Below are 21,547 nucleotides of genomic sequence, written 5' to 3'. Positions count from 1 at the left end.
CAATGACGTTCACGACCCCATCAGTTCGTGCTTGCCACGACGTTGGGTATTTAGAGCGATCGTCGAACCGTCTTTGCCGTGAAAAGGTCCGACCGAAAACCCGTACTTCTTCAGGAGACCGTGAGTATATGAAACGGACCACACAGGAGGGCTGCCGATGATGAAATCGGAAACGATGCCTTCCTGCCAGGCTGCGTAGCCTTCGGCGAAACAGGTATAGCAGTCGCGGGTGGTCGGCAATCTGAATGGGAATACGGTGTTGAGTCCGGCAGGACCACGTGCGAAGCACTCAATATATAGCGTGTGGGCCCGTGACGCGAGTTCAGCTTCAACGCTCGCTGCCCGGGGATGAGAATCGTCTATCCAGAACTGCGCCCGTTTGAGGTCGGAAGACGTGAGGTAAGGAACGCTGGTACTGCTGGCCAGGATTGCACCATCGAACTGCGGCAACGGCGTGTCTGGACCGAAGGTGTGTACCGAGACCCGGGTGCGTCCCAGCAGATCGGTTGCCAGCAGTTCCTTTGCCTGCTCCGCGAGCAGGTTCACCTTGTCCGGTAAATCGATCAGAACAAGCTCCTTCGGTGCATCTTTGTACAGCAGGTACTTAGCCACCGTGGTGCCGAGCCGGCCAGCGGCCCCGAATAGAGCGAGCTTCGTCTGGTTGAATTCGAGAGCGAGTTCGTTGCAGCAGTGGATGGCCCAGTCTTTCAGCATCGCCGCGGTGGCGGCATGCCCCGTGGTGATATGGGGCGGCTTTGTATGCCGGGGGAGTGCGCCATACTTGCAGGCGTAGGGCGTGGAGGCGCCCATCGCCACCATGCTCAATCCCGCCTGCCTTGCCAGTTCCAGCGCAGGAAAGAATTGCGTCTCCCGAAATCGCTTGATACCGCGTGGGCTTCCAAGCCACAACTCGAGGGGAACCGGACATGCAATATTGGCCCCGATGACCTGGGATCCCGAATAGATAGGTGATGCGATAAAAGGCTTTGCATTCCACAGCTCTTCTTCGAATAACGCATGTCTGTGCTTCACATTGTGAAATGAAAATGAAAGCGTATCCCAGTCCGTCGCGTGAAACAGAAATCCGATGCCGCCTTGACCGGCGGGAAGGTTGTCCCGTATTTCCTCGGGATGAATGGCGTGTTTGAGCGTCAAGGGCGCACTGTTGGAGGGCAGGCTTAGATTGGCCTGCTCACCGAAACCAGTCGAGATTTCCTTGTGAAAAGACGTTCTCATTTGTTTTCCTCTAGGTTGAATCAACGCTGAATGGCCAGCGCAGCGTCGCAAGTCAGGATTGACCGACGATCCGTCAACTCTAGAGAAATCCGGCACGGTGTGTCCGTCTGTTCGGTCGCATCGCAAAGTTTGCACGATTGGCCGGAAACCATAGTTGGGACATAAGCACAGGGCTGCCACGAGGCCCGCGTCGATAACATTCAGGGTATCGAACGTACCGGTAGGAGAAGTTGCCTTGTCAGGCGAATGCGACGTTGGAACAATGCCTGTGAGTTAGCGGGCCGAACCACGGGCGCCGAAGCGACAAATCTGACATGAACACTCTAACGAAGGTATGCGGCAAATTACTTGCTCGTATTCCTTTCCGGCGTACAGGACGTCGGCAGCTTGTTGTTTGCCGACGCAGATCCAACAAGTCCGGCTGAGATCGACCCTCAAGCGACATGCGGTTTTCCGGGAAGCGGCCATTCGAGCTACACGACACCGCGTCCCATCAACTCAAAGCAAGTCGATACAGGCAACTTTATGCCTATACGCTTTTCCAGGCCGCGGCCAATTCACGAGCAAAGTCGCTATAAGAACGGGGCGAATGACCGAGTAGTCCTGTTAGTTTCTCGATCTCAGCCGCGCTCGCGATAGCACCATCCGTCTGATAGCGGCGCATCATGATTGCGATATCGTAGGCGCGCGAATTCGGAATGAACGCTCTGAGACGCTGTTCGAACGTTACGAGATCGTCATCGCCATAGGCAATCGGACGACCAAGTTGCTCGGACCACACTGCGGCAATGGCCGGTCCCGTCAGCACATCAGGCCCGACGAGCGCGTATGTTTCGCGCGGCAACGACGTTGCGGATTGCTCACGACGAAGAAGCTCCTTCGCCGCCGCCTCGCCAATGTCGCGTGTATCGACCAGACATAGCCCTGCTCGACCAAGCGGCATTCCGTACACCCCGTGAGTCAGCAGCGCGTCCTTCTGCTGCGCATCGTTCTGGAAGAAGTAGCACGGCCGAAGAATGGTAGCGGGCAAGTCGTAGACCTCGATCATGCGTTCGATTACGACTTTACTCGCGAAATGCGGCACGTCGGCGTAATGCTCGCCCTTGAATACTGACAAGTAAACGATCCCCTTGACCTTGGCGTCACGGGCGACGTTCAAGGTCAGCATCGCCTTGCTCAATTCATCCGCCGTGTTACTGACCACCAGGAAAAGCGTGCTCACGCCGTTCATTGCGGCACGGATGCTGTCCACGTCGTCGAGATCGCCCTGGACAGCAGTTATGCCAGCCGGAAGTTTCGCCTTATCCGGGGAGCGCGTCAGTGCGCGAACATCTGCATCGCATCCATCTAGAAAATGAAGCACCTGGCTTCCAACCGTGCCAGTAGCTCCGGTGATTAGAATAGTCATGTCTATCTCTTTGCTGTTGAGAGGGTGAGTGTTTCTGTCCGTTACCGTAGGGCCTCGATGCGGGCTTCCCCTGCCTTCAGCGCAGTGGTCGACGTGTGGACGGAGTAACGGCCGAGAACGGAGCGAGGAAGCGGTGGACGTCCCGAACCCTCCGTCTGCGTGACTTGTGACATGGCATTTCTCCTCGAATTCTTGCATTCTGAACCGAGGACTTCCATCAAAGAAGCCACTTATATTTGATCCGAACCATCACTATAATTAATGGATGATTGAAAGCGTCTCGATCGACCAATTGCGGATGTTTGTCGCAGCCGCCGATGCCGGCAGTTTCTCCGCTGCTGCCCGGCGGCTGAATCGCGCGCAATCCGCGATCAGCCAGGCCATCGCTGCTCTGGAAACATCATTGGGGATTTCACTGTTCGACCGATCCGAGCGCTTTCCCAAACTCACGCCCGAGGGCTCCAAACTTCTGGCGACGGCACGCGGTATCGTGCGTGATACCGATGGCCTCAAGGCGCATGCCCGAAACCTCGCGGGTGGACTGGAGCCTGAACTTGCGATCGTCCTCGACACGATGTTCCCCCAGTCTCTGCTGACCACGATTGCACAGGGATGGGCCGCCGAGTTTCCAGAGACGCCGTTGCGCGTTCATTTCGAAGCATTGGGTGCCGTTGCCCAGGCGGTGCTCGATCACCGAAGCAGCATCGGTGTGATTGGAACGCTCCAGACGGTTCCACCCGATCTCTCCAGGGAGTGGGTGTTCGATCTGCCGCTGGTCACTGTCGTGGCACCCTCACACCCCCTGGCAAGTGCAATTGGCGCGATCAAGCCCGAACAGGCAGAGCGGCATGTCCAAATCGTACTGACGGATCGATCCGCACTCAGTGCCGGTCAGGAGTTCGGCGTGTTCGGCCGACAGGCCTGGCGCGTCACGGAGCTTTCGACAAAACACGCATTCCTGTGCGCGGGACTCGGCTGGGGAAACATGCCGTATCCGTCTGTCGCCGACGATGTCGCTGCGGGACGGCTCGTGATCATTAAACTCGAAGGCATCCCCTCAGGTTATGGATTGCCCATGTCAGTGGTCTACCGTTCGGACAGCCCACCGGGATTGGCAGGCCGCTGGATGATCGACCACATGCGATCGATCATGCTCGCGCACCACAGCGGTAGCGCATCCCGGAAACGTTGAAGCCCGCCGCGCAATGCGGCAGGCTTGCATAGCAAGGATCGCGGCTGGCCGGACGCTGCGCTGCGACCGATCTAGCTGGCGCTATCGGGGGTGAACGCCGCGACGATGCGTGACCCGTCGAAATACTCACGGTAAAAGGCGATCTTCCCGTTCTCGGCCCGAAGATACAGGATGTAGTCCTGGCTATAGGTCTTGCCGGTCGGAATCACAGTCGCCTTCGCGGCGAACTCCGCGATAGCGGCGTCTTCACCCTCGATGCGATAGATCTTCTTCACCTCGATATTGAAGTCGCTGAACTGCGAGAAAAAGCCGCTGACGCTCTGCGCGATTGCGTCGATACCTTTCAAGACGCTCGGGACGTGCGAGGGCGCATAGGGCATTTCCAGCACCGCGTCGGGGGCGAACAGCTTGCGCCAAGCCTGCGGGTCAGACTTGATGGTCCGGAAATGCTCGTTGAGGAGTTCGGGAGCGTTCATGGTTTTCTTTCTCCAGTTAAGCCGAAGTGGACGTTGAGCGGGCCGAGCTGAGCAAGCTGGCAAGTTGGTCGCGCCGCAGCCAGGCAATGGCTGCGCTCAGTACGAGCAGGACGAAGGCCGGAGCAGGATTGCCGCCGATCCGCAGAAGGTGGACGCAAATCGCGCACGCCATCGTGACCGCCAGCAGCACGCCACCGAACGGTGCTGTCCGAGGTAGTAGGACCATGATCCCGCCAGCTACCTCGACGATGCCCGTCACGTAACGGAACCATTGGCCAACGCCGATGTGGTCGAAGATCTGGACCATCATCGGTGCACTGGCGAGCTTCGCGCTACCGGCCCCGATGAAGGCGGCCGCGACCAGAATCTGAAGCGTCCAGAGGGTGATTGTTTTGCCGCGAGAGCGGGTTTGTGAGGTGGTCTTCATAAGAAACTCCGTAGGTTCACGGAGCATTCTCTAACCACAGGGAGTATCGAAGAAGCCTTTAATATTTGATGCTATCCATCACATTTCATGATGGGCTTCCTTCCGTGGATGAAAGGAATTCAATCAAATATCGGCCTAGGCCACCCTTCGCGCATCACGAAGCCATAGCGGGTATTTTCTGATTGGTTGACGTGAGTTTGAATCGCAGCTAGCGCGTCAAGTGAAAGCGAGCGGGCCTGATGTTCTGCCGGCGATTGTCGCCGAACTAGACGGCAGAGTTGAACGTCTCTTCCTGGCCGAACCAAGACGAATAGCGACTGCCGCAGTTCAAGCGAATCCAGCCTGCAATCATGTCTGAATCGGCAGACAACCGAGCGCGTCGCGTTAGCAAGAAACGTTGTGGCTTGGACCACACTCTTCCATTGCCACCACTGCTACCGGCCAAGCGTCGACCCGCCGGTCAATTGCATCGATAAATCGATGCGACAACCTTCGTCATGCGATCGGTCTCCGCGGCCTGACAGGCGGCAACGCAGCCAGCCTCAAATGCTCAATACCCGCCGCAATCGCAAGCGTCGACTGCTGCCCGTCACGCATGCGAACGCTAATCGTCCGGTCACGCTCATCGCGCGAACCCACCACGACAAAAATCGGCACCTGCTTTTCGCGAGCATCGACGATCTTCTTCTCCAGCCGCTCCGGCCGGCTATCGATCAGCGCTCGTATGCCGGCTTCATCAAGCGCCTGCATCACCTCATGCGCATAGCCCGCGTTCGCGTCACTGATCGTCGCCACCACAACCTGTTCCGGCGCGAGCCATACCGGCAACCATCCTTCGTGATGTTCAAGCAGCATCGCGATGAAACGCTCCATACTGCCGAGCACAGCGTGATGAATCATAACCGGCCGCTCACGTTCGTTTCGCTCATTGACGAACTCCGCGTCGAGCCGCTCGGGCAGCACGAAATCGAGCTGAATCGTGCCGCATTGCCAACTGCGTTGACGGCTGTCCGTCAGGTGAAACTCCAGTTTCGGGCCGTAAAAAGCGCCCTCTCCTTCGAGCACGTCGAATTCGAGGGCCGCCGCACGCGCGGCATTGGCAAGTGCCTCTTCCGCGCGATCCCACGTTTGATCGTCGCCCGCTCGCATCGCGGGCCGCGTGGCTAACGCGACCTTGAAATCGGGAAATCCGAGGTCCGCATAAACAGCACGTAACAGCGAACAGAAGCGGCCGACCTCGGCTTCGATATGCGCCTCCGTGCAGAACACATGCGCGTCGTCCTGCACGAAAGAGCGCGTACGCTTGAGCCCTTCAAGCGATCCCGAAGGTTCATCACGATGACACGCGCCGAACTCGCTATACCGAACCGGTAACTCGCGATACGACCGCACGCGCTGATTGAACACCTGCACATGACACGGACAACTCATCGGTTTCAAACACAGCGCGCGTCCTTCCTCCGCGTCGGCCAGCGAATACATCGCCGCGCCGAACTTCTCCCAATGCCCGCTTTTCTCCCACAGCGAACGCGCCAGCAATTGCGGCGTACGAATCTCACGAAAGCCCGCGCGCCGCATACGGGCGCGAATGTAATCTTCCAGCACGCGATACAACTCCCAGCCGCGCGGGTGCCAGAAAACCATGCCGGCGCCTTCTTCCTGCTGGTGGAAGAGGTCGAGTTTGTTGCCCAATACACGATGATCGATGTCGTTCACGATGACGCTCCGTTTGGTTTGATATTGCGGATACTGTGAATTAGTGCCGCAAACGGAGGTCCAGAAATGCCAAAGGCCCCGTCCGTTTCCGGCGGGGCCTTTGGTGGTCTGCCACTGCTTCCTGCTTCTAGCGTGCGCAACCTCCAGACGACCCGCCTGTGAAGGTGGTCGTCGTGGTGGTGACGGCAGCGAAGGGAATCGAGTGGAAGTCCATGGATCGACAGTAAGCGATTTTGCGAGGGGACGTCAATCGTAATTTCGACGAACCCAGGTGCGCGCTGTTATTGCTGACGCAGCCGACGCATCTTCGTTAAACTTCGATCCACTATCCAACTCGCCGAGCACCTCATCTTGACCATCCACATCCGCCCCGCCCACGCGCCCGACGCCGCCTTGATTCTCCGCTTCATCACCGAACTCGCTGTGTATGAAAAGGCGGAGCAGGAAGTTGTCGCTACCGTTAGCGATATCGAAACGAGCCTGTTCTCCACCACGTCCACCGCGAAGGCTTTGATCTGCGAAATGAACGGCGAGCCGATTGGCTTCTGCGTTTACTTCTTTTCTTATTCGACGTGGCTCGGCAAACAAGGGCTTTATCTGGAAGACCTGTACATATCGCCGACCTCGCGCGGCAGTGGCGCGGGCAAACAGATGCTTCGCCACCTCGCACAAATTGCATGCGAAACAGGCTGTGGGCGCTTCGAATGGAGCGTGCTCGACTGGAACGAACCGGCAATCGGTTTCTACGAATCGATCGGCGCGAGCGCGCAAAGCGAATGGGTTCGCTACCGACTCGCAGGCGATGCACTCAAGGCGTTTGCCGATGGCAAGGTATGAGACACGCTTGCTCCCGAACAGAAACGCAGCCGGCTAATCCGTGATACGCGCCTTGTTTGTTTGCAGCAAGAACCGCCTGCGCAGCCCAACGGCCGAGCAGGTGTTCGCCGCGTGGCCTAACGTCGAAACCGACTCGGCCGGACTGGGTGCGGATGCCGACGTGCCGCTTTCGCCCGAACAGCTTCGCTGGGCCGACATCGTCTTCGTCATGGAGAAGGCGCATCGAGCGAGGCTATCGGCAAAATTCCGCGCGTGTCTGAATGGCAAAAAAGTGATCTGCCTCGACATCCCCGACGATTATGCGTTCATGCAGCCCGAGCTCGTCGCGCTGCTGGAACAGAAAGCCGGCAAGTTTCTGCGGCAGAAATAGCGGGCGCAGCGAGTGGGTGCTGCGAGCACTCACGCAATGCCGGCGCGCCGCCACAGACCAATCAATCTGCCGCGCCGTTCACTACCGGGTCAACCTCAAACGCATCGCCGGTGGCAAAGAAGGTCCCGCCCGCCACGTAATGGCACGTGCGCAGATTGGGGTCATCGCCGAAATGCCAGCGATTGTTCGAATACACGCGACTGTCCGCGTATGCAGCGACCACTTCGCCGATGATCAGATCGTGTCGCTGGCTATCGTCCGGAATGACCTTGCATTCCATCCACGTGATGCAGCCGGCAAGCATCGGTACATCGATTTCCTGTGCGGGAAACGTCTCGAGGCCGAAGGCGGAAAACTTGTCGAGTTCAGCGCCGGCATTCGAGCCCACCGCCAGCGTCTGCGCGGCAAACCCGCGGCTCGGCAATTGCAGTCCGAACACGCCGCTCGCTTCGATCAGTTGCCGCGTGAGCGTACGGCTGTCCACTACCACCACGACTTTCGGCGGAGTGAAATCGAGCGGCATGGCCCACGATGCCGCCATCACGTTCGAGCGGCCGCCGTGCGCGCTGGTGATGATCGTGACGGGGCCATGATTCAGTAACTGCGTGGCCCGCGACAAGGCGACGGGTTCCCGGGTAACTTTCATACGTGTTTTCCGCTTCGAATGGATCAAGCAGATTGTAGCGGGGACACGCAAAGCGGGTGCGACGCACACTTGTGCGCCGTTTCCAGGAGAGAATGCAAAACCGCCGTAAACCGCTGGAGAAATCGTGCGCATCGTCTGCTTGCATACCGCCGACAGCAATATCGCCTTGTTCGACGCAGCCGCCCGTGCCGCGGGATTCGAGGCGCTCGAACTGACCCATGTGGTCCGGGCCGACTTGCTCGCCGCCGCTGAGCAGGCCGGCGGCTTGACCGAGGCAATCGCAGCGCAAACCCGCGAGGCGCTCCTCGCGCTGAGGGACAACGCGGACGCCGTATTGCTCAACTGTTCGACGCTCGGCCCATCCGTGGACGACACGCTCGCCGCGCAAGCCGCACCGGTGCCCATTTTGCGGGCCGACGCCGCGTTGGCGCAGCGCGCGGTGGAAGGCGGCGGCAAGGTGGTCGTGCTATGTACCGTATTCACGACACTCGTCCCGACCACCAACTTGTTCGCGCACGCCGCCGCGCGTACCGCCGCGGAAGTCGAAGTTCAGTTGGTTAACGGCGCGTGGGAACGTTTCAGAGCCGACGACGCAGCGGGCTATCTGTCCACGATCGCCGCGGCTGCGAATAAAGCCTACGAAAGCGGCGCGGACGTTGTGGTGTTCGCTCAAACATCGATGGCCGGCGCGGCCTTGTTGGTCACGAGCGCGGCGAAACCGCTGACGCCGCCGGCCATCGCCCTCGCCGCTGCAGTCCAGGCGGCCAGACTCACAGCCTGATCTAAGGCGCAGGGTTCGCCGAATAGATCGTCAAGTGAGATTTGCTGCGCCGGTACGCCGGCTTCGCGTATCGGCTCTGCAGGCAGACATCGCAGGGCGGCAACCGAAAAGCCGCCGCCCCGGCATTCTGTCAGTCAATGCGGGGCTTTACCGTTCGGCAACGCGTCCAGCGGTTTGTGCTGTTCCTCGCCGAGTCCCGGGAAAAATGCGTTCCATGCGGCGCGCACACCCTGAGCCGCAGTGGCCTCCGCGGCGATCGATCCGGTTTCACCTTCGGCCGTTTTCGCTGGGTCGGCGGACAGGCCACGCCAGTGTGTGAAGACCAGCAACGGTTTCTCGGTCCATATCCCGTCGCCGTACTTCGCAAATGCCGTGTCCCCGCTCGTCAACTGCACTTCGTACCAGCCTTCACGGACGGGCGTGTGAGCGGCAAGCTCAAACCACTCAGTCGGTTCGATTTCCTTCATGTCGTCTCCGGTCGGATAGATCGTCATAGATAACCACAACAAAGGCATTCTTCATGCCCGAGCCAGCAGCGGCGCGGCAGGCGCGCGCCGCCTGTCGCGCGATATTGCACGGCTGCGCGCTGGGCATGACCTGCGGGCGATTCGTCGACGTCGCGTATTTCCAAATCGCCGCGCATAAACGACACGATAGCGCGACATGGGTCACGCGGACAAACGCAAAAACTTACACGGCGTGTCCGGCGGCCGCCAAGCTTACCGACCGCTACCCGACTCGCTCGCCATCTCGCGTATCAGCTCGGCCAGAACGCGGACAGCGAGCGTCAGTTGCCCGGCCGACGTGCTGCCGTAACCGATCACCAAACCATTCGTTTCCTCGCGCTGCTGCAACGCAAAACCCGATAACGCACGCGGGTTGAGCCGCCTCGCGAGCGCGCGTTCGGCGAGGGTCCGATCGGAAATGTGCGGCGGCAGGCGAAGTGTCAGATGCATGCCGCAATTGCCACCCAGAATCTGCGACGGCGCGAAATGCGCGGTAAGCGCATCGCGCAACGCCTGCTGGCGCTCGCGATACAAGCGCCGCATGCGGCCCAGATGCCGCCCAAACTCGCCACTGTCGATGAAATGCGCCAGCGCCAGCTGCTCCAGCCGATGCCCGCCGCGCAGCATTTCCTGCAACGCGACAGCCGTGTGCGCAGCGATTGCCCGCGGCAGCACCACGAAGCCGATGCGCAGCGCCGGAAACATCGTTTTGCTGAAAGATCCGACGTACAACACCGGGGCATCCTCGACCAATCCTTGCATGCTGGCGATCGGCTCGCCGGTATGGCGGAATTCGCCGTCGTAGTCGTCCTCGATCAGCCAGGCGCCGCAGCGGCGCGCTTGCGCGATCAGCTCCAGGCGGCGCGCCACCGACAACACCGAACCGGTCGGATACTGATGCGCGGGGGACGTGTAGATCAGCTTCGGCGTGTGCGTGCGCCACGCGTCGGGCGGCACGGCGATGCCCTCGGGATCGACCGGTATCGGCACCATGTTCAGGTCGCCGAGGTTGAACGCGGCCTTGGCGCCGCGATAGCCCGGATCCTCGACCCACGCGACGTCGCCAGGATTGGTGAACAGCCGCACGCAGAGGTTCAGCGCTTCCTGCGCGCCTTCGGTGATCACCACCTGCGAGCCCCCGCAGCGCACGCCGCGCGCCATACGCAAATGGGCGGCGATCGCGTCGCGCAGCGCCGGTTCGCCCGCCGGCGAGCCGTAGCCAAGCGCGAGGGGCAACGCGTGCTCCATCGAACGTTCTAGTGCGCGCCGCCACGCAGCCAGTGGAAAGCGGTCCAGCGCGGGCGTGCCCGGTGTGAGCGGCAAGGTGCTGTCGGCGTGGGTGCGAGTCTCCGCGAACTGCTCGACGCGCGCCGCGTAGCTGACTTCCAGCGCGGCCGACGGCGTCTGCGGTTCGCCCCGTGCGGCGGGGCTGGAAAGCGGACTGACGCGCGTGCCCTGTTTGTCGGCCACCACATAGCCGACGGCGGCCAGATGCTCGTAAGCGATCACGACCGTGTTGCGCGACACGCCCATTTCGGCCGCCAGCAGGCGCGACGAAGGCAGCAGCGACCCCGCCGGCAAACGCCCGGCAAGAATCGCCTGCTGCAAACGCTCAGTCAGTTGCTTCTGCAGCGGCGCGGCCTTTTCGCCGTTGCCGGCTGCAGCCGTGGCGGCCGGGTGGGTAAGCGGACCAATGATCTCGATCATCTCGACTGGATCTATCAAATACCGTTCTCGTGGATCTTTTTAACATACCACGTTTGCCGTATTGTTCTCCATAACGGACGACCATCCACGACTAACAGGAGAGCACGCATGGAACCCACACGTAACGCATTCGAGCAGCCGATCGGCGCGCCCGTCCCGGGCTGGAAAGGCGCCCAGGCGCCCGGCCGCGCGCCGCTGGTGGGCCGCTATTGCCGGATCGAGCCGGTGGACGTCGAGCGCCATGCGGCCGACCTGTACGAGGCCTACAGTGCGGCGCCCGACGCCCGCGACTGGACCTATCTGAATGTCGGGCCGTTCGAGAGCCTGGCCGCGTATCGCGAGCATCTGACGCGCATGGCCGCATCGCCTGATCCGCTGCACCACGCGGTGATCGATCTGGCGACCGGCAAGGCCGTCGGCACGCTCGCGCTGATGCGGATCGACCGCGTGAGCGGCGTGATCGAAGTCGGGCACGTCACCTATTCGCAGCGCCTGAAGCGCACGCGCGTCGCTACCGACGCCATGTTCCTGCTGATGAACTACGTGTTCGACGACCTCGGCTATCGCCGCTTCGAATGGAAGTGCGATTCGCTGAATGAACCGTCGCGCACGGCCGCGTTGCGTTATGGCTTCACGTTCGAAGGGATCTTCCGCCAGGCGATCGTGTATCACGAACGCAATCGCGATACCGCGTGGTTTTCGATCATCGACAGTGAATGGCCTGCGTTGCGTCCGAGCTATGTGCGCTGGCTCGATGCCGGCAACTTCGATGCACAGGGCAAGCAGATCGAGCGGCTAGTGAACCTGATTGCGCAGCAACGGGCCGCAGCAAACGAAAAGTGACGATGTGCCGCGCGAGCGATCAGGCAGCGCCTGCCGCTCGCCGCAGCATGATGGTCGGATTGCCTTTGTATGTCGTGCGAAGCTGTTCGCGGTATCCGCACTTGTACGCGACATTTAGCGACGGCTGGTTTTCCGGCGCGATGATGCAGGCAGTCTCGCCATCCGGCCAATGCGCATCGGCCCACGCGAGTGCGGCGCGCACCGCTTCAGTTGCGTAGCCGCGGTTGTGCACGGCGGGGTCGAGTGCCCAGCCGATTTCAGGCGTATTCACCAAAGAAGGCTCGATCTCGCGGTGGTAGTCGGCGAAGCCGACTTCGCCCAGGAAACGGCCACCCTCTTTTTCCCGCACCACCCAGTAGCCGTATCCCAGCATCGCCCAATGTCCGGCGTAGCGCAGCAGACGTGCCCAGACTTCTTCACGCGTGAACGGCTTGCCGCCGATGTAGCGGATCACCTCGGAATCGGACCACATCGCATAGCTCTCGAGGAAGTCGTCGCGCGTATGCGGACGCATGATCAGGCGGTCGGTGGTGAGGAGCGTGGGGCGGGTGGGCATGGGCGGGCTGGTGGTGGGCGTGGTGGCTCGAAAAATCGTGTGTTCGATGATTGCAGATTTTAGCAATGTCGCCGTCGCCTCGTCGCGCAAAATGCGGCTCGCATGGGAAAGCTTAGCAACAATGCAAAACTCTTCCATTCATAACGTTCTCCTACTACATACCATTATTATGTTTCCCTAAATAATGGTATGTTTACGGTCCTCTTCTTACAGAGGCTGACATGCCTCGGTTGAGAACAGTTCAATCAAAATAGTCCGCAACAGCTTCCCGCAAGTCTTCGTCTTGCAGGGAACATCTGCTTGCAGACAATACGCTGGGGGCCAAGCACCGAGATGATCGTCGAAAAACACTCCATTGAGATTCTGGATCGTTATAGCGACGTTGCTCCGTTTGTAGATTCAGTCAACGAGGCAGCAGACAGCGATAAAAATGCACTTGGATTCTTCCCATCACGCGTCTTTGAGGACTTCGCCCGAAAGGAGCAACTCTTCGTAGCAGTTGAACGTCATGCAACGGGCATGTCATATGCCGGCCACTTGCTGTTTGAAGCCAGACATCCGAAGGGGCGGGTCCGGCAGATTTTCGTCGCACCGGCACTCCGAAAGCATGGAATAGCGACTCGCCTACTGCAGCACCTCAAGAAACATCTGACAGACCACGCTTTCATTTCCATGTATGCACGGGTGGCGGAAGATCTCACTCAGGCCAATAAGTTCTGGGAAGAGCAAGGTTTCTATGTTCAGAGCATCGCAAAAGGTGGCGAAACAAGAAATCGAACGATCGTCGTTCGCAGTCACGAGCTCGATACGCCGCAATTGTTCGCGCCAAGCGGGCTTAGCGCCGCCGACCCCCTAGGTTTGAACTCGACATACGGCGCATCGACTCCACTCTTCCTGCTAGACCTGAACGTACTGTTCGACCTTGGTCCGCGCAGACGCAGAAACGAAGAAATCCTTGATCTGTTCCGGATTGAAAGAAGCGGTTCTTGCCAGTTGGCCTTGAGCACAGAGATCACGGCTGAACTCGCCCGAACAGCAAGCGTTGGCGTGACGGATCCGATGCTGGCGTATGCTCGCATATTCCCCTCGTTTCCTACCCCCAGTACAGAAGAGTGGGATGCACTCAAGCCGGAATTGGCGTCCATCGTATTCCCGGACCGCTATCGAGCCGATGCATTGAGCAGCAATGACCTTTCCGATCTAAGACATTTGGCCACCGCTATCCAGAATGGGCTCACCGGTCTGATCACAAACGATTCGTCGATACTCAACGCGGCCGCAAGGCTATACGACAAATGTGGAATCCAGGTCATTTCGCCGGGTGCTTTTGAAGACTTGAACGCTGGCGAAACAAGAGAAGAGGTGTTTCAGACCCGAGGAAGTGATGCCCTCTCGTTCGCCCCCGTTTCGCAGGCCGACGAAGCCGAAGTCCATCGGCTTTTATCCCGGCTTGGAATCCCGGTCGCTGCTATCGTCACCGCGTGGGCCGCAATCGACTCGAATGAGAGAGTCTGCAACCGTCACGGTGTCTGGTCTGACGGCGTTCTGGTCGGATATCTGATGTGGCCCAGGACAATGGCTGGCGTCGATCTGAACGCGCGCGTGGCCGTCGATGAAACCCAGCCCGGTGCGATACATGCCGCACGCCTCCTGCTTGGGTACCTGATAGAGCAAGCCACGATAGAGGGCATGTCGCAAATCAGACTGACATTTCCTGCACAGCAAGCCCAAATCCGCGAGGTAGCGTCTGCGCTAGGGTTTGGCGGATTGACGGGCCAGACATCGCTAGCCAAGATTGCCGTTGGACGCGTCGTTACCACATCTAATTGGGCTGACTGCAAGGACCATCTTTTCCGGGTAGCACGCGTGCGCCTGCCCGACGCTCCACCGGTTTATCGGGACGTCGACCAGCAGATTCGCCTCGTCAGGCCTGATGGAAACGTGGGGCATGTCTCCTTGATGACCCTGGAAACGCTGCTCTCGCCAGCACTATTTTGTCTCCCCGGACGAGTGGCTGTGATTTCGCCGGTGCGACACAAGTTTGCCGAAGACTTACTGGCACACTCACCCCAGAAAAGCCTCCTTCCGCATGCCCGAGCCAGACTATACAAAGAGCGTCACTATTTGAGCGGGATGGCGACGCTTAGGCACTTTAAGCGTGGTAACCTGATCTTATTCTACGAATCCGCGAAGAATAAAGGTCTCGGCGCCATTGTCGCGATCGCACGCGTGCAGCGCGCGTATTTGAAATCCCAAGAAGCAATGGAAAATTCGGACCTCGACCCATCAGTTCTCGATTCAGCGGGACTCGAAGCGATTGGTCGATCCAAGACGAAAACCGTGACGGTGTTCGACAACATTATCTGCCTTGAACGTCCAGTTCCGCTCGCCACGCTGCAGCGGTTGGGTTGCGGCCGTCCGCAAGACCTGCTTACCACGCATGCCATCAATAACGCACAGCTTCAAGGAATCCTCCAGCAAGGGTTTGGCTATGGAACATCCGGAACATGTACTCATTTCGCTTGAAGAGCGGCATGCCGAAAACATACTTGCGGGTACCAAGCATGTGGAACTTCGGCGCCGTGCAATGAACGTGAAAACGGGTACCGTCGTATGGATTTATGTGAAGTTGCCCGTTGGTCGTGTGATCGGTTGCGCCACGGTGAGTGCTGCCCATTCGCTTGCCCCTGCTACCCTATGGCGGCGATTTGCGAATGTGTGCGGCATCACCCGGCGCGAATTCTTTGACTACTTCGAAGGGCGATCAAAGGGCTTTGCCTTGGGCCTGCACGAACCGCAGCGACTCTCTGGGAGCATTTCTCTGACGGAACTGAGAGAAGTATCGGCGGGTTTTCAGCCTCCACAGTTTTTCATTCGCATTGCACCTGACAGCCCCCTCCTTCACGCCATCGAGGGCAAGCGCGTGTAGGTATAACTTTCTGCAGACAACGCCTCGAGCAGGACACCATGCGCTATCCTGCCGGCCTGGAAGACTCCGCGGACGCCACGGACCGCTGAGCGGATCCATGACTCAGCCCCCTCACGCCAACTCAAGAAACCGCGCCAGACACGGATTGCGATTAGCCGGAGACCACGCCAACACCTGCTCGATCAGCGGCGCATCGACCAGCGGCCGGAACACCACCCCCGCGAGTTGCGCCTTGCGCATCGAAGCCGGCACCAACGCCACGCCCACGCCTTCATCGACAAGACTGAGCACGGTCTGCTGCAACTGCACTTCAAAGCGGATATCCGGTTCGAAGCCGCCCGAGCGGCAATGTTCGAGGATAGTCGCGCGCAAAGTGGGGGCGACATCTTCAGACGCCAGCACGAACGGTTCACCCGCCAGTTGCGCGATTTTCAACCGCCGCGCGCGTGCCCGCGGATGGCTGCGCGACAACGCCACGCACAGCGGTTCGCGGAGGATCGTCCGCGTGGCGATGCCCTTGTCGGGCACGTTCGGAAACATGATCGCCGCGTCGATCTGACCGGCCAGCACTTGCGCGGCCAGATCGTTCGAGACGACCTCGCGCAAATTCAATGCGACCTCGGGAAACGCAGCGCCGAAAACGCGCGCGTAGCCGGGCACGACGTTGTACGCGGCGCACATCGTGAAGCCGATCGTGAGCTTGCCGGCGTCGCCATGCGCCGCGGCTTGCGCATTGCTGACCGCCTGTTCCACCGAGGCGAGGATCGCCTTCGCATCGACGTAAAAGCGCTCGCCTGCCGCAGTCAGCGTGACGCTGCGCGGACTCCGTTCGAGCAGCGTCACGCCCAGGCTCCCCTCCAGTGCGGCCAGTTGCCGGCTCAATGGCGGCTGCGACAGATTCAGGCGTGCCGCCGCGCGGCCAAAATGGCGCATCTCGGCGAGTGTCACGAAGTAGCGTAGCGGCTTGATATCGATCACGACGCCCTCAGGCTGAATGACGATGCAAAAAAGGTATTGCTGGAGGCAAAAAACAGTATTGGATTGTATCAACGCAAGCCACTACGCTGGCGCATCGTTTTGTCCGCCCACACCTTGTGTACCGATGTTAGCCACTCTTGAGATTCTGCTTCCCGTATTCGGCCTGATTTTCGCGGGCTTCGCCTGCCGCCGCCGCGGCGTGCTCGGACCGAACTCCGCGTCCGAACTGAACCGCTTCGTGGTCTGGCTGGCGCTGCCGGCTCTGCTGTTCGACACGATGGCGCACGCCACGTGGCTGCAGCTTTATCAGCCGGCCTTCGTCGCGGCGTTTTCGATCGGCTGCATCGGCGTATTTCTGCCAATTCTCGTCATGCGCATGGTAAGCGGCCGGCATCTGGCCGACGCGAGCGTCGACGCGATTGCGGCCTCGTATCCGAACACCGGTTACATCGGCTTTCCGCTCGGCGTGATCGCGTTCGGCTCGGCCAGCCTGACGCCGACCACGATCGCCACGATACTCGTCGCATGCGTGCTTTTTGCGCTTGCCATCGTGCTGATCGAAGTCGGCTTGCAGACCGAACGCACGCCGCACAAGCTGGGCTTGAAAGTGCTGGGTTCGCTGGCGCGCAATCCGCTGATCGTGTCGCCGATTGCAGGCGTGTTGTTCGCGAGCACCCACGTCGCGTTGCCGCAAAGCGCGGAGACCTTTCTGAAGCTGTTGAGCGGCGCCGCCAGTCCCTGCGCACTGGTGAGCCTCGGCTTGTTCCTTGCGGAAAAGCGTCCATCCGAAGCCGGCGAGCGCGGCATCTCGCTGCTGCTGACCGGCGTCAAGCTGCTGGTCCAACCGGCGCTGACCTGGTGGCTCGCGGCGCGAGTATTCGGGCTCTCGCCCGCGCTGGTGGAGATGGCCGTCGTGCTGGCGGCGCTGCCCACCGGTACCGGCCCGTTCATGCTCGCCGAGTTCTACGAGCGTGAGGCGCACATCACGTCGCGCACGATTTTGCTATCGACGGTGGGGTCGGTCGCGACCCTGTCGTTGCTGTTGCTGGTGATGGGACATCGCACGTAAGCAGCGCGGCGCGCTGTAGCTCTTAAACGCTTTCAGCGCAGTTGCGCGTGTCTTGTCTGTGAAACGGCGTCGCTGCCGCACAGCAGCCGACTGCTCATCCGGTCGCGAAACGCGAGAATATCCGCCGCCCCACGCCTCGCGCTATGCTTCGCACACGGACCATCAAGGTCCGCAATCTCCATGCGCGACCGCGAACCGCAAACCGAACCGCCGTGCCCAAAGCCCGCCCACCCGAACTCCGCGACGACGACAACGCCCGCTCGCTAGCGCGGCGCTACCCGCGCGGGCTGCGCATCGACCCGCATTCGCACACGTGGGCGCAGGTGCTGTATGCGGTATCGGGCGTGATGTGGGTGGAAACCGGCCGCGAAGCGCTGGTCGTGCCGCCGCAGCGAGCGGTCTGGCTGCCCGCCGGCACGGTCCACTCCATCCACATGATGAGCGAAGTGGAGATGCGCAATATCTATCTGCACGAGCGCAACGTCGGCCATCTGAGCCGGCACAGCGACGTGTTCGAGATCAACGGACTGCTGCGCGAACTCATCACATCGATTGCGGAATACGAGCACACCCACGCTCGCGACGAAACCTATCTCGAAGCCGCGTATCGTCTCGCGATGCTGGAGCTGGGGCACGCACCGCGCTCGTCGCTGCGCATCGCGCTGCCCGATGCATCGGACCGGCGGCTCGATGCGTTATGCCGCGCGGTGATCGACAACCCGTCGAACGCGATCAGCTTCGAGCAGCACGCGGCATCAGCCGGCGCGAGCGTGCGCACGCTGGCCCGCCTCTTCACGCGTGAGCTGGGGATGGGCTTTGCCGAATGGCGGCGCCAGGTGCAACTGGCGGTGGCCATGTCAGGCCTCGCCGAGGGACGCCCGGTCAGCAGCATCGCGCACTCGCTGGGTTTCCGGCCGAGCAGCTTCAGCGACATGTTCCGGCGCGAGTTAGGTGCGCCGCCGACCGGCTTCGATCCGAGCGCCACGCTGAGCGAAGCCGCTTCTGACGTTTCGCCAGAGCTAGCGCAAGACAAGCCGTCCGCTGGCAGGTGAGCCCTTCGCGCTGACGACCAAACCGCTCCCAGCGCGATCCGTAGGCTAATCCACAGCATGTCTTGTCCGAAATTCGAAAGCTTTTGTCTCAACGCCTTTGTACCGGCCATCTAGACTATGTTCACTGGCTGCACGACGCGGCGAACGACCCGACAGGAGCGATACGCAATGAAAGCGATTCAGTTCAAGACTTTTGGCAATCCCGAGGTGCTCGAATACGTCGATCTGCCGACGCCCCAAGCCGACGCGGACAGCGCCGTCGTGCAGATCAAGGCGGCCTCCGTGAATCCGAGCGACGTCAAGAACGTGTCCGGCCATTTCGGCCATACGACCCTGCCGCGCACGCCCGGCCGTGATTTCAGCGGCGTCGTGGTGGACGGCCCGCAGGCATGGTTCGGCGCCGAAGTCTGGGGCACCGGCGGCGACATCGGCTTCACGCGCGACGGCACACACGCCGAGTTCATCAGGATTCCGCTCACCGCCCTGTCGCGCAAGCCGGCCACGCTCAGCCACCTGGAGGCCGCCGCGATCGGCGTGAACTTCGTGGTCGCGTGGCTCGGCACGGTCGAGTACGCGCATCTGCAAGCGGGTGAGACGATTGCCGTAATTGGCGCGGGCGGCGGAGTCGGCGGCGCGGTGGTGCAGATCGCGAAAGCGCGGGGCGCCCGCGTGATCGCCATCGACCGTCATCCGCTTTCCGCCGATACGCCCGCAGGCCGGTTAATCGACGACTACGTTCCGTTCGACGAGAACGTGACCGCCGGCCTGAAGGCATTGACCGGCGGCGGCGCGGACGTGGTGTACGACTCGGTCGGCGGTGTCGCATTCGAAACCGCACTGAGTCTCGCAAAGCGCCGCGGCCGGGTGCTGGAAATCAGCGCCACGGGCAAGCGCCGCGTGGAATTCGACGTGATCGACTTCTATCACAACGAAACGCAACTGCTCGGCGTGGATAGCGCCAAGCTGGGCGTCGCCGAATCGGCGCCGTTGATGACCGCACTGGTGGAAGGCTTCGAAAGCGGCAAGCTGCAAGGGCCGGCGATCGCTCAGGCATTCCCGCTCGAACGGGCACGCGAAGCCTACGAGGCGGTGGCCGCCGGCACGCGCGGCCGTGTCGTCATCACGATGTAATGGCCAAAACGACCGGCGGGCGTGGCTGCCCGCATTTCAGATGGGTACGACAAACATGAAAGCGTATTTGATCTCGCTCGTTGCCGGCGTCGTGGTCGGTTTGGTCTACAGCGTGATGCAGGTGAAATCGCCCGCGCCGCCCACAGTCGCGCTGGTCGGGTTGCTCGGCATGCTCGCCGGCGAGCACGTGATCCCGTTCGTACGGACATGGCTGATCGCCGGCATTCATTGACGTCTTTCAGTCGATGTCTGTCATCGGCATCTCTTCGCGCCGATAGCTTTTCCGTCACCGGGCGCCGCACGCTAAGATGGAGGCCGCCGGGCTGCGCTTGCAGCATCGCCCACGCATGTGCCACCGCCATGCGCGCCGCCCGGAAGACCACAAGAAAAGCTTCGCTCGGAGAATCGGATGTCTGAAGAATATGAAGTGCATGGTCCGCACGACCATGCCGTTGAACACGCCGGCCACCACGACGCCGACCCCTTCGCGAGCCGCATGGCCGTGATGACGGCGATCCTCGCGACGATCGGCGCACTGTGCGCCTACCAGAGCGGCAACAGCGAAAACCTGGCGCTGTACTACAAGAACGAAGCGGCCATCAAGAAGACCGAAGCGTCGAATCAATGGAATTATTACCAGGCCAAGGGCGAGAAGGAGAATCTCGCGGAACTCGGCGCGGCGCTGTCGCCCGGCAATGCCGATGCACACGCGAAGTTCCTCGCCGACGTCGACAAATACAAGCAGCAGAAAGAGCCGATCCGCGCGAAGGCTGAAGCGATCGAAAAAGAAGTCGTGGACAACGACGCTAAAAGTGAAGCGCTGCTGCACGGGCATCATCGCTGGGCCCAGGCCACCACCTTGATTCAGGTCGCGATCGCCCTGTGCGCGATCACCTTGCTGACCCGCAAGAAATGGCTGCGCAATCTGTCGTTCGGCGTTGCGGCTGCGGGCGTGGTCACGGCTGCTGTGGCATTCTTTTCGGCTTGATAGCGTGAGCGATGCAGGGAGCACAGGGAGCGGTTGCGCTACGCCTTGTCGCATGAATGAATTAAGGAGCAGGGTGTGATTGATGGGTCCGCAGTTCTAGGCGTTTTCTCGGTCTACATTGCCGGCGTGGTGATCCCCGGCCCGAACTTCGTCGCGGTTGCGCACAAAGCCGCGTCGGCAACGCGCATCGAGGCGCTCGCGATGGTCGCCGGCATTGTGCTCGTCAATCTGTTCTGGGCGAGCTGCGCGATTCTCGGCGTCGGTATCGTGTTCGCCGCGTTCCCGTGGCTCGCGCTCGCGGTGAAGATCGCCGGCGCTGCTTACCTGATCTGGTTCGGCGGACGCCTCATCGCGAATGCATCCGCGAGTCAATCCACGCAAAGGGTGCAGGCTCCGGCAGGCGGGTTTCGGCAAGCATTCGCACAGGGCTTCGCGACCAACATCGCGAATCCAAAGTCGATGGCGTTCTTTGCCGCCGTGTTCTCGTCCGCCGCGCCGCCCCATGTGAACGTGGGGACATTTACCGCCATGCTCGGCGTGGTGTTCGTCGTGGCGAGCAGTTGGTATGGCTTCGTCGCGCTGACGTTGTCGCATACGCTGATTGCTTCGGCGTACCGGCGTGCCAAGGCGTGGATCGATCGCGTGTGCGGCGGCCTGATTGTGGCGCTGGGTGTGCGTCAGTTGATCCGATAATTTGCG

23 protein-coding genes are annotated in these 21,547 nt (G+C 60.7%); 13 read left to right on the top strand and 10 right to left on the bottom strand.

Going from position 1 to position 21,547, the window contains the following annotated elements:
* Nucleotides 1-9: 9 nt before the first annotated feature.
* Complete coding sequence (locus ACOSV0_RS21080; protein ID WP_434113247.1) at nt 10-1,236, bottom strand: hypothetical protein; 1,227 nt, start codon at nt 1,234-1,236, stop codon at nt 10-12.
* A gap of 529 nt (nt 1,237-1,765) precedes the next feature.
* Nucleotides 1,766-2,644 (bottom strand): SDR family oxidoreductase, encoded by an 879-nt coding sequence (locus ACOSV0_RS21075; RefSeq protein ID WP_434113245.1) that lies wholly within the window; start codon nt 2,642-2,644, stop codon nt 1,766-1,768.
* A 265-nt stretch (nt 2,645-2,909) separates the two neighbouring features.
* Here ACOSV0_RS21075 and ACOSV0_RS21070 point away from each other — a divergent pair, with 265 nt between their 5' ends.
* Nucleotides 2,910-3,836: a LysR family transcriptional regulator gene (locus ACOSV0_RS21070; RefSeq protein WP_434113243.1), complete on the top strand. Its 927-nt coding sequence runs from the start codon at nt 2,910-2,912 to the stop codon at nt 3,834-3,836.
* Nucleotides 3,837-3,907: 71 nt separating this feature from the next.
* Here the strand turns inward: ACOSV0_RS21070 and ACOSV0_RS21065 are convergent, their stop codons facing one another.
* The 3 genes from ACOSV0_RS21065 to thrS all read right to left on the bottom strand — a co-directional run bounded on the left by ACOSV0_RS21065 (nt 3,908) and on the right by thrS (nt 6,455).
* Nucleotides 3,908-4,312, bottom strand: coding sequence for a nuclear transport factor 2 family protein (locus tag ACOSV0_RS21065; protein ID WP_434113241.1), 405 nt, complete (start codon nt 4,310-4,312; stop codon nt 3,908-3,910).
* A gap of 16 nt (nt 4,313-4,328) precedes the next feature.
* Complete coding sequence (locus ACOSV0_RS21060) at nt 4,329-4,739, bottom strand: DoxX family protein (protein WP_434113239.1); 411 nt, start codon at nt 4,737-4,739, stop codon at nt 4,329-4,331.
* 495 nt (nt 4,740-5,234) lie between these two features.
* Nucleotides 5,235-6,455 carry a threonine--tRNA ligase gene (gene thrS / locus ACOSV0_RS21055; protein ID WP_434113238.1) on the bottom strand — a complete coding sequence of 407 codons (1,221 nt, stop codon included), beginning with the start codon at nt 6,453-6,455 and terminating at the stop codon, nt 5,235-5,237.
* 351 nt (nt 6,456-6,806) lie between these two features.
* Here thrS and ACOSV0_RS21050 point away from each other — a divergent pair, with 351 nt between their 5' ends.
* Both ACOSV0_RS21050 and ACOSV0_RS21045 read left to right on the top strand, forming a co-directional pair.
* Nucleotides 6,807-7,292, top strand: a complete 486-nt coding sequence (locus ACOSV0_RS21050) for a GNAT family N-acetyltransferase (RefSeq protein ID WP_434113236.1) — start codon at nt 6,807-6,809, stop codon at nt 7,290-7,292.
* Between the two features lie 40 nt (nt 7,293-7,332).
* Nucleotides 7,333-7,662 (top strand): low molecular weight protein tyrosine phosphatase family protein, encoded by a 330-nt coding sequence (locus tag ACOSV0_RS21045; RefSeq protein WP_434113235.1) that lies wholly within the window; start codon nt 7,333-7,335, stop codon nt 7,660-7,662.
* A 61-nt stretch (nt 7,663-7,723) separates the two neighbouring features.
* On the opposite strand, the gene ACOSV0_RS21040 is transcribed toward ACOSV0_RS21045, so the two are convergent.
* Complete coding sequence (locus ACOSV0_RS21040; protein WP_434113233.1) at nt 7,724-8,308, bottom strand: flavin reductase family protein; 585 nt, start codon at nt 8,306-8,308, stop codon at nt 7,724-7,726.
* 124 nt (nt 8,309-8,432) lie between these two features.
* Between ACOSV0_RS21040 and ACOSV0_RS21035 the strand changes: the two genes are divergently transcribed.
* Nucleotides 8,433-9,089, top strand: coding sequence for an aspartate/glutamate racemase family protein (locus tag ACOSV0_RS21035; protein ID WP_434113232.1), 657 nt, complete (start codon nt 8,433-8,435; stop codon nt 9,087-9,089).
* A 134-nt stretch (nt 9,090-9,223) separates the two neighbouring features.
* Here the strand turns inward: ACOSV0_RS21035 and ACOSV0_RS21030 are convergent, their stop codons facing one another.
* Together ACOSV0_RS21030 and ACOSV0_RS21025 are read right to left on the bottom strand one after the other, a co-directional pair.
* The gene (locus tag ACOSV0_RS21030; RefSeq protein ID WP_434113230.1) at nt 9,224-9,556 is read right to left on the bottom strand and encodes a hypothetical protein; all 333 of its coding nucleotides are present in this window, start codon (nt 9,554-9,556) and stop codon (nt 9,224-9,226) included.
* A 252-nt stretch (nt 9,557-9,808) separates the two neighbouring features.
* A complete protein-coding gene (locus tag ACOSV0_RS21025) occupies nt 9,809-11,302 on the bottom strand; it encodes a PLP-dependent aminotransferase family protein (protein ID WP_434116040.1) in 1,494 nt (497 codons plus the stop codon).
* A 108-nt stretch (nt 11,303-11,410) separates the two neighbouring features.
* On the opposite strand from ACOSV0_RS21025, the gene ACOSV0_RS21020 reads away from it, so the two are divergent.
* Nucleotides 11,411-12,145 (top strand): GNAT family N-acetyltransferase, encoded by a 735-nt coding sequence (locus tag ACOSV0_RS21020; protein ID WP_434113229.1) that lies wholly within the window; start codon nt 11,411-11,413, stop codon nt 12,143-12,145.
* A 19-nt stretch (nt 12,146-12,164) separates the two neighbouring features.
* Here ACOSV0_RS21020 and ACOSV0_RS21015 read toward each other — a convergent pair whose 3' ends face one another.
* Complete coding sequence (locus ACOSV0_RS21015; RefSeq protein ID WP_434113227.1) at nt 12,165-12,701, bottom strand: GNAT family N-acetyltransferase; 537 nt, start codon at nt 12,699-12,701, stop codon at nt 12,165-12,167.
* A 333-nt stretch (nt 12,702-13,034) separates the two neighbouring features.
* Here ACOSV0_RS21015 and ACOSV0_RS21010 point away from each other — a divergent pair, with 333 nt between their 5' ends.
* A complete protein-coding gene (locus ACOSV0_RS21010; protein WP_434113225.1) occupies nt 13,035-15,227 on the top strand; it encodes a GNAT family N-acetyltransferase in 2,193 nt (730 codons plus the stop codon).
* A complete protein-coding gene (locus tag ACOSV0_RS21005; protein ID WP_434113223.1) occupies nt 15,193-15,630 on the top strand; it encodes a transcriptional regulator in 438 nt (145 codons plus the stop codon). The genes ACOSV0_RS21010 and ACOSV0_RS21005 overlap by 35 nt, the downstream gene beginning before the upstream one ends.
* A gap of 111 nt (nt 15,631-15,741) precedes the next feature.
* Here ACOSV0_RS21005 and ACOSV0_RS21000 read toward each other — a convergent pair whose 3' ends face one another.
* Nucleotides 15,742-16,608 carry a LysR family transcriptional regulator gene (locus ACOSV0_RS21000; protein ID WP_434113221.1) on the bottom strand — a complete coding sequence of 289 codons (867 nt, stop codon included), beginning with the start codon at nt 16,606-16,608 and terminating at the stop codon, nt 15,742-15,744.
* A gap of 124 nt (nt 16,609-16,732) precedes the next feature.
* Between ACOSV0_RS21000 and ACOSV0_RS20995 the strand changes: the two genes are divergently transcribed.
* From ACOSV0_RS20995 to ACOSV0_RS20970, 6 genes are all read left to right on the top strand, one after another.
* Complete coding sequence (locus tag ACOSV0_RS20995) at nt 16,733-17,677, top strand: AEC family transporter (RefSeq protein WP_434113220.1); 945 nt, start codon at nt 16,733-16,735, stop codon at nt 17,675-17,677.
* 212 nt (nt 17,678-17,889) lie between these two features.
* On the top strand, nt 17,890-18,729 hold the full coding sequence (locus tag ACOSV0_RS20990; protein ID WP_434113218.1) for an AraC family transcriptional regulator: 840 nt from the start codon (nt 17,890-17,892) through the stop codon (nt 18,727-18,729).
* Nucleotides 18,730-18,897: 168 nt separating this feature from the next.
* Nucleotides 18,898-19,860, top strand: coding sequence for a quinone oxidoreductase family protein (locus tag ACOSV0_RS20985; RefSeq protein WP_434113216.1), 963 nt, complete (start codon nt 18,898-18,900; stop codon nt 19,858-19,860).
* A 55-nt stretch (nt 19,861-19,915) separates the two neighbouring features.
* Nucleotides 19,916-20,092 (top strand): DUF1427 family protein, encoded by a 177-nt coding sequence (locus ACOSV0_RS20980; protein ID WP_434113214.1) that lies wholly within the window; start codon nt 19,916-19,918, stop codon nt 20,090-20,092.
* A gap of 177 nt (nt 20,093-20,269) precedes the next feature.
* Nucleotides 20,270-20,848: a DUF4337 domain-containing protein gene (locus ACOSV0_RS20975; RefSeq protein WP_434113212.1), complete on the top strand. Its 579-nt coding sequence runs from the start codon at nt 20,270-20,272 to the stop codon at nt 20,846-20,848.
* 75 nt (nt 20,849-20,923) lie between these two features.
* The gene (locus ACOSV0_RS20970) at nt 20,924-21,541 is read left to right on the top strand and encodes a LysE family translocator (RefSeq protein ID WP_434113210.1); all 618 of its coding nucleotides are present in this window, start codon (nt 20,924-20,926) and stop codon (nt 21,539-21,541) included.
* The last annotated feature ends 6 nt before the right edge of the window (nt 21,542-21,547 follow it).

Origin of the sequence: Paraburkholderia caffeinilytica, assembly GCF_051027425.1 — a bacterium.
In the GTDB taxonomy this organism is placed as follows: Bacteria; Pseudomonadota; Gammaproteobacteria; order Burkholderiales; family Burkholderiaceae; genus Paraburkholderia; species Paraburkholderia caffeinilytica_A.
This window is presented reverse-complemented; position numbering and strand designations above follow the sequence as displayed.

Bases quoted from the DNA above. Each gene is read 5' to 3' on its own strand.
- ACOSV0_RS21060 (WP_434113239.1), bottom strand. From the start codon at position 4,739: ATGAAGACCACCTCACAAACCCGCTCTCGCGGCAAAACAATCACCCTC.
- ACOSV0_RS20980 (WP_434113214.1), top strand. From the start codon at position 19,916: ATGAAAGCGTATTTGATCTCGCTCGTTGCCGGCGTCGTGGTCGGTTTG.
- ACOSV0_RS20995 (WP_434113220.1), top strand. From the start codon at position 16,733: ATGTTAGCCACTCTTGAGATTCTGCTTCCCGTATTCGGCCTGATTTTC.
- ACOSV0_RS21075 (WP_434113245.1), bottom strand. From the start codon at position 2,644: ATGACTATTCTAATCACCGGAGCTACTGGCACGGTTGGAAGCCAGGTG.
- ACOSV0_RS21080 (WP_434113247.1), bottom strand. From the start codon at position 1,236: ATGAGAACGTCTTTTCACAAGGAAATCTCGACTGGTTTCGGTGAGCAG.
- ACOSV0_RS20985 (WP_434113216.1), top strand. From the start codon at position 18,898: ATGAAAGCGATTCAGTTCAAGACTTTTGGCAATCCCGAGGTGCTCGAA.
- ACOSV0_RS21020 (WP_434113229.1), top strand. From the start codon at position 11,411: ATGGAACCCACACGTAACGCATTCGAGCAGCCGATCGGCGCGCCCGTC.
- ACOSV0_RS21040 (WP_434113233.1), bottom strand. From the start codon at position 8,308: ATGAAAGTTACCCGGGAACCCGTCGCCTTGTCGCGGGCCACGCAGTTA.
- ACOSV0_RS21030 (WP_434113230.1), bottom strand. From the start codon at position 9,556: ATGAAGGAAATCGAACCGACTGAGTGGTTTGAGCTTGCCGCTCACACG.
- ACOSV0_RS21025 (WP_434116040.1), bottom strand. From the start codon at position 11,302: ATGATCGAGATCATTGGTCCGCTTACCCACCCGGCCGCCACGGCTGCA.
- ACOSV0_RS21065 (WP_434113241.1), bottom strand. From the start codon at position 4,312: ATGAACGCTCCCGAACTCCTCAACGAGCATTTCCGGACCATCAAGTCT.
- ACOSV0_RS21005 (WP_434113223.1), top strand. From the start codon at position 15,193: ATGGAACATCCGGAACATGTACTCATTTCGCTTGAAGAGCGGCATGCC.
- ACOSV0_RS21010 (WP_434113225.1), top strand. From the start codon at position 13,035: ATGATCGTCGAAAAACACTCCATTGAGATTCTGGATCGTTATAGCGAC.
- ACOSV0_RS21070 (WP_434113243.1), top strand. From the start codon at position 2,910: ATGATTGAAAGCGTCTCGATCGACCAATTGCGGATGTTTGTCGCAGCC.
- ACOSV0_RS21015 (WP_434113227.1), bottom strand. From the start codon at position 12,701: ATGCCCACCCGCCCCACGCTCCTCACCACCGACCGCCTGATCATGCGT.
- ACOSV0_RS20975 (WP_434113212.1), top strand. From the start codon at position 20,270: ATGTCTGAAGAATATGAAGTGCATGGTCCGCACGACCATGCCGTTGAA.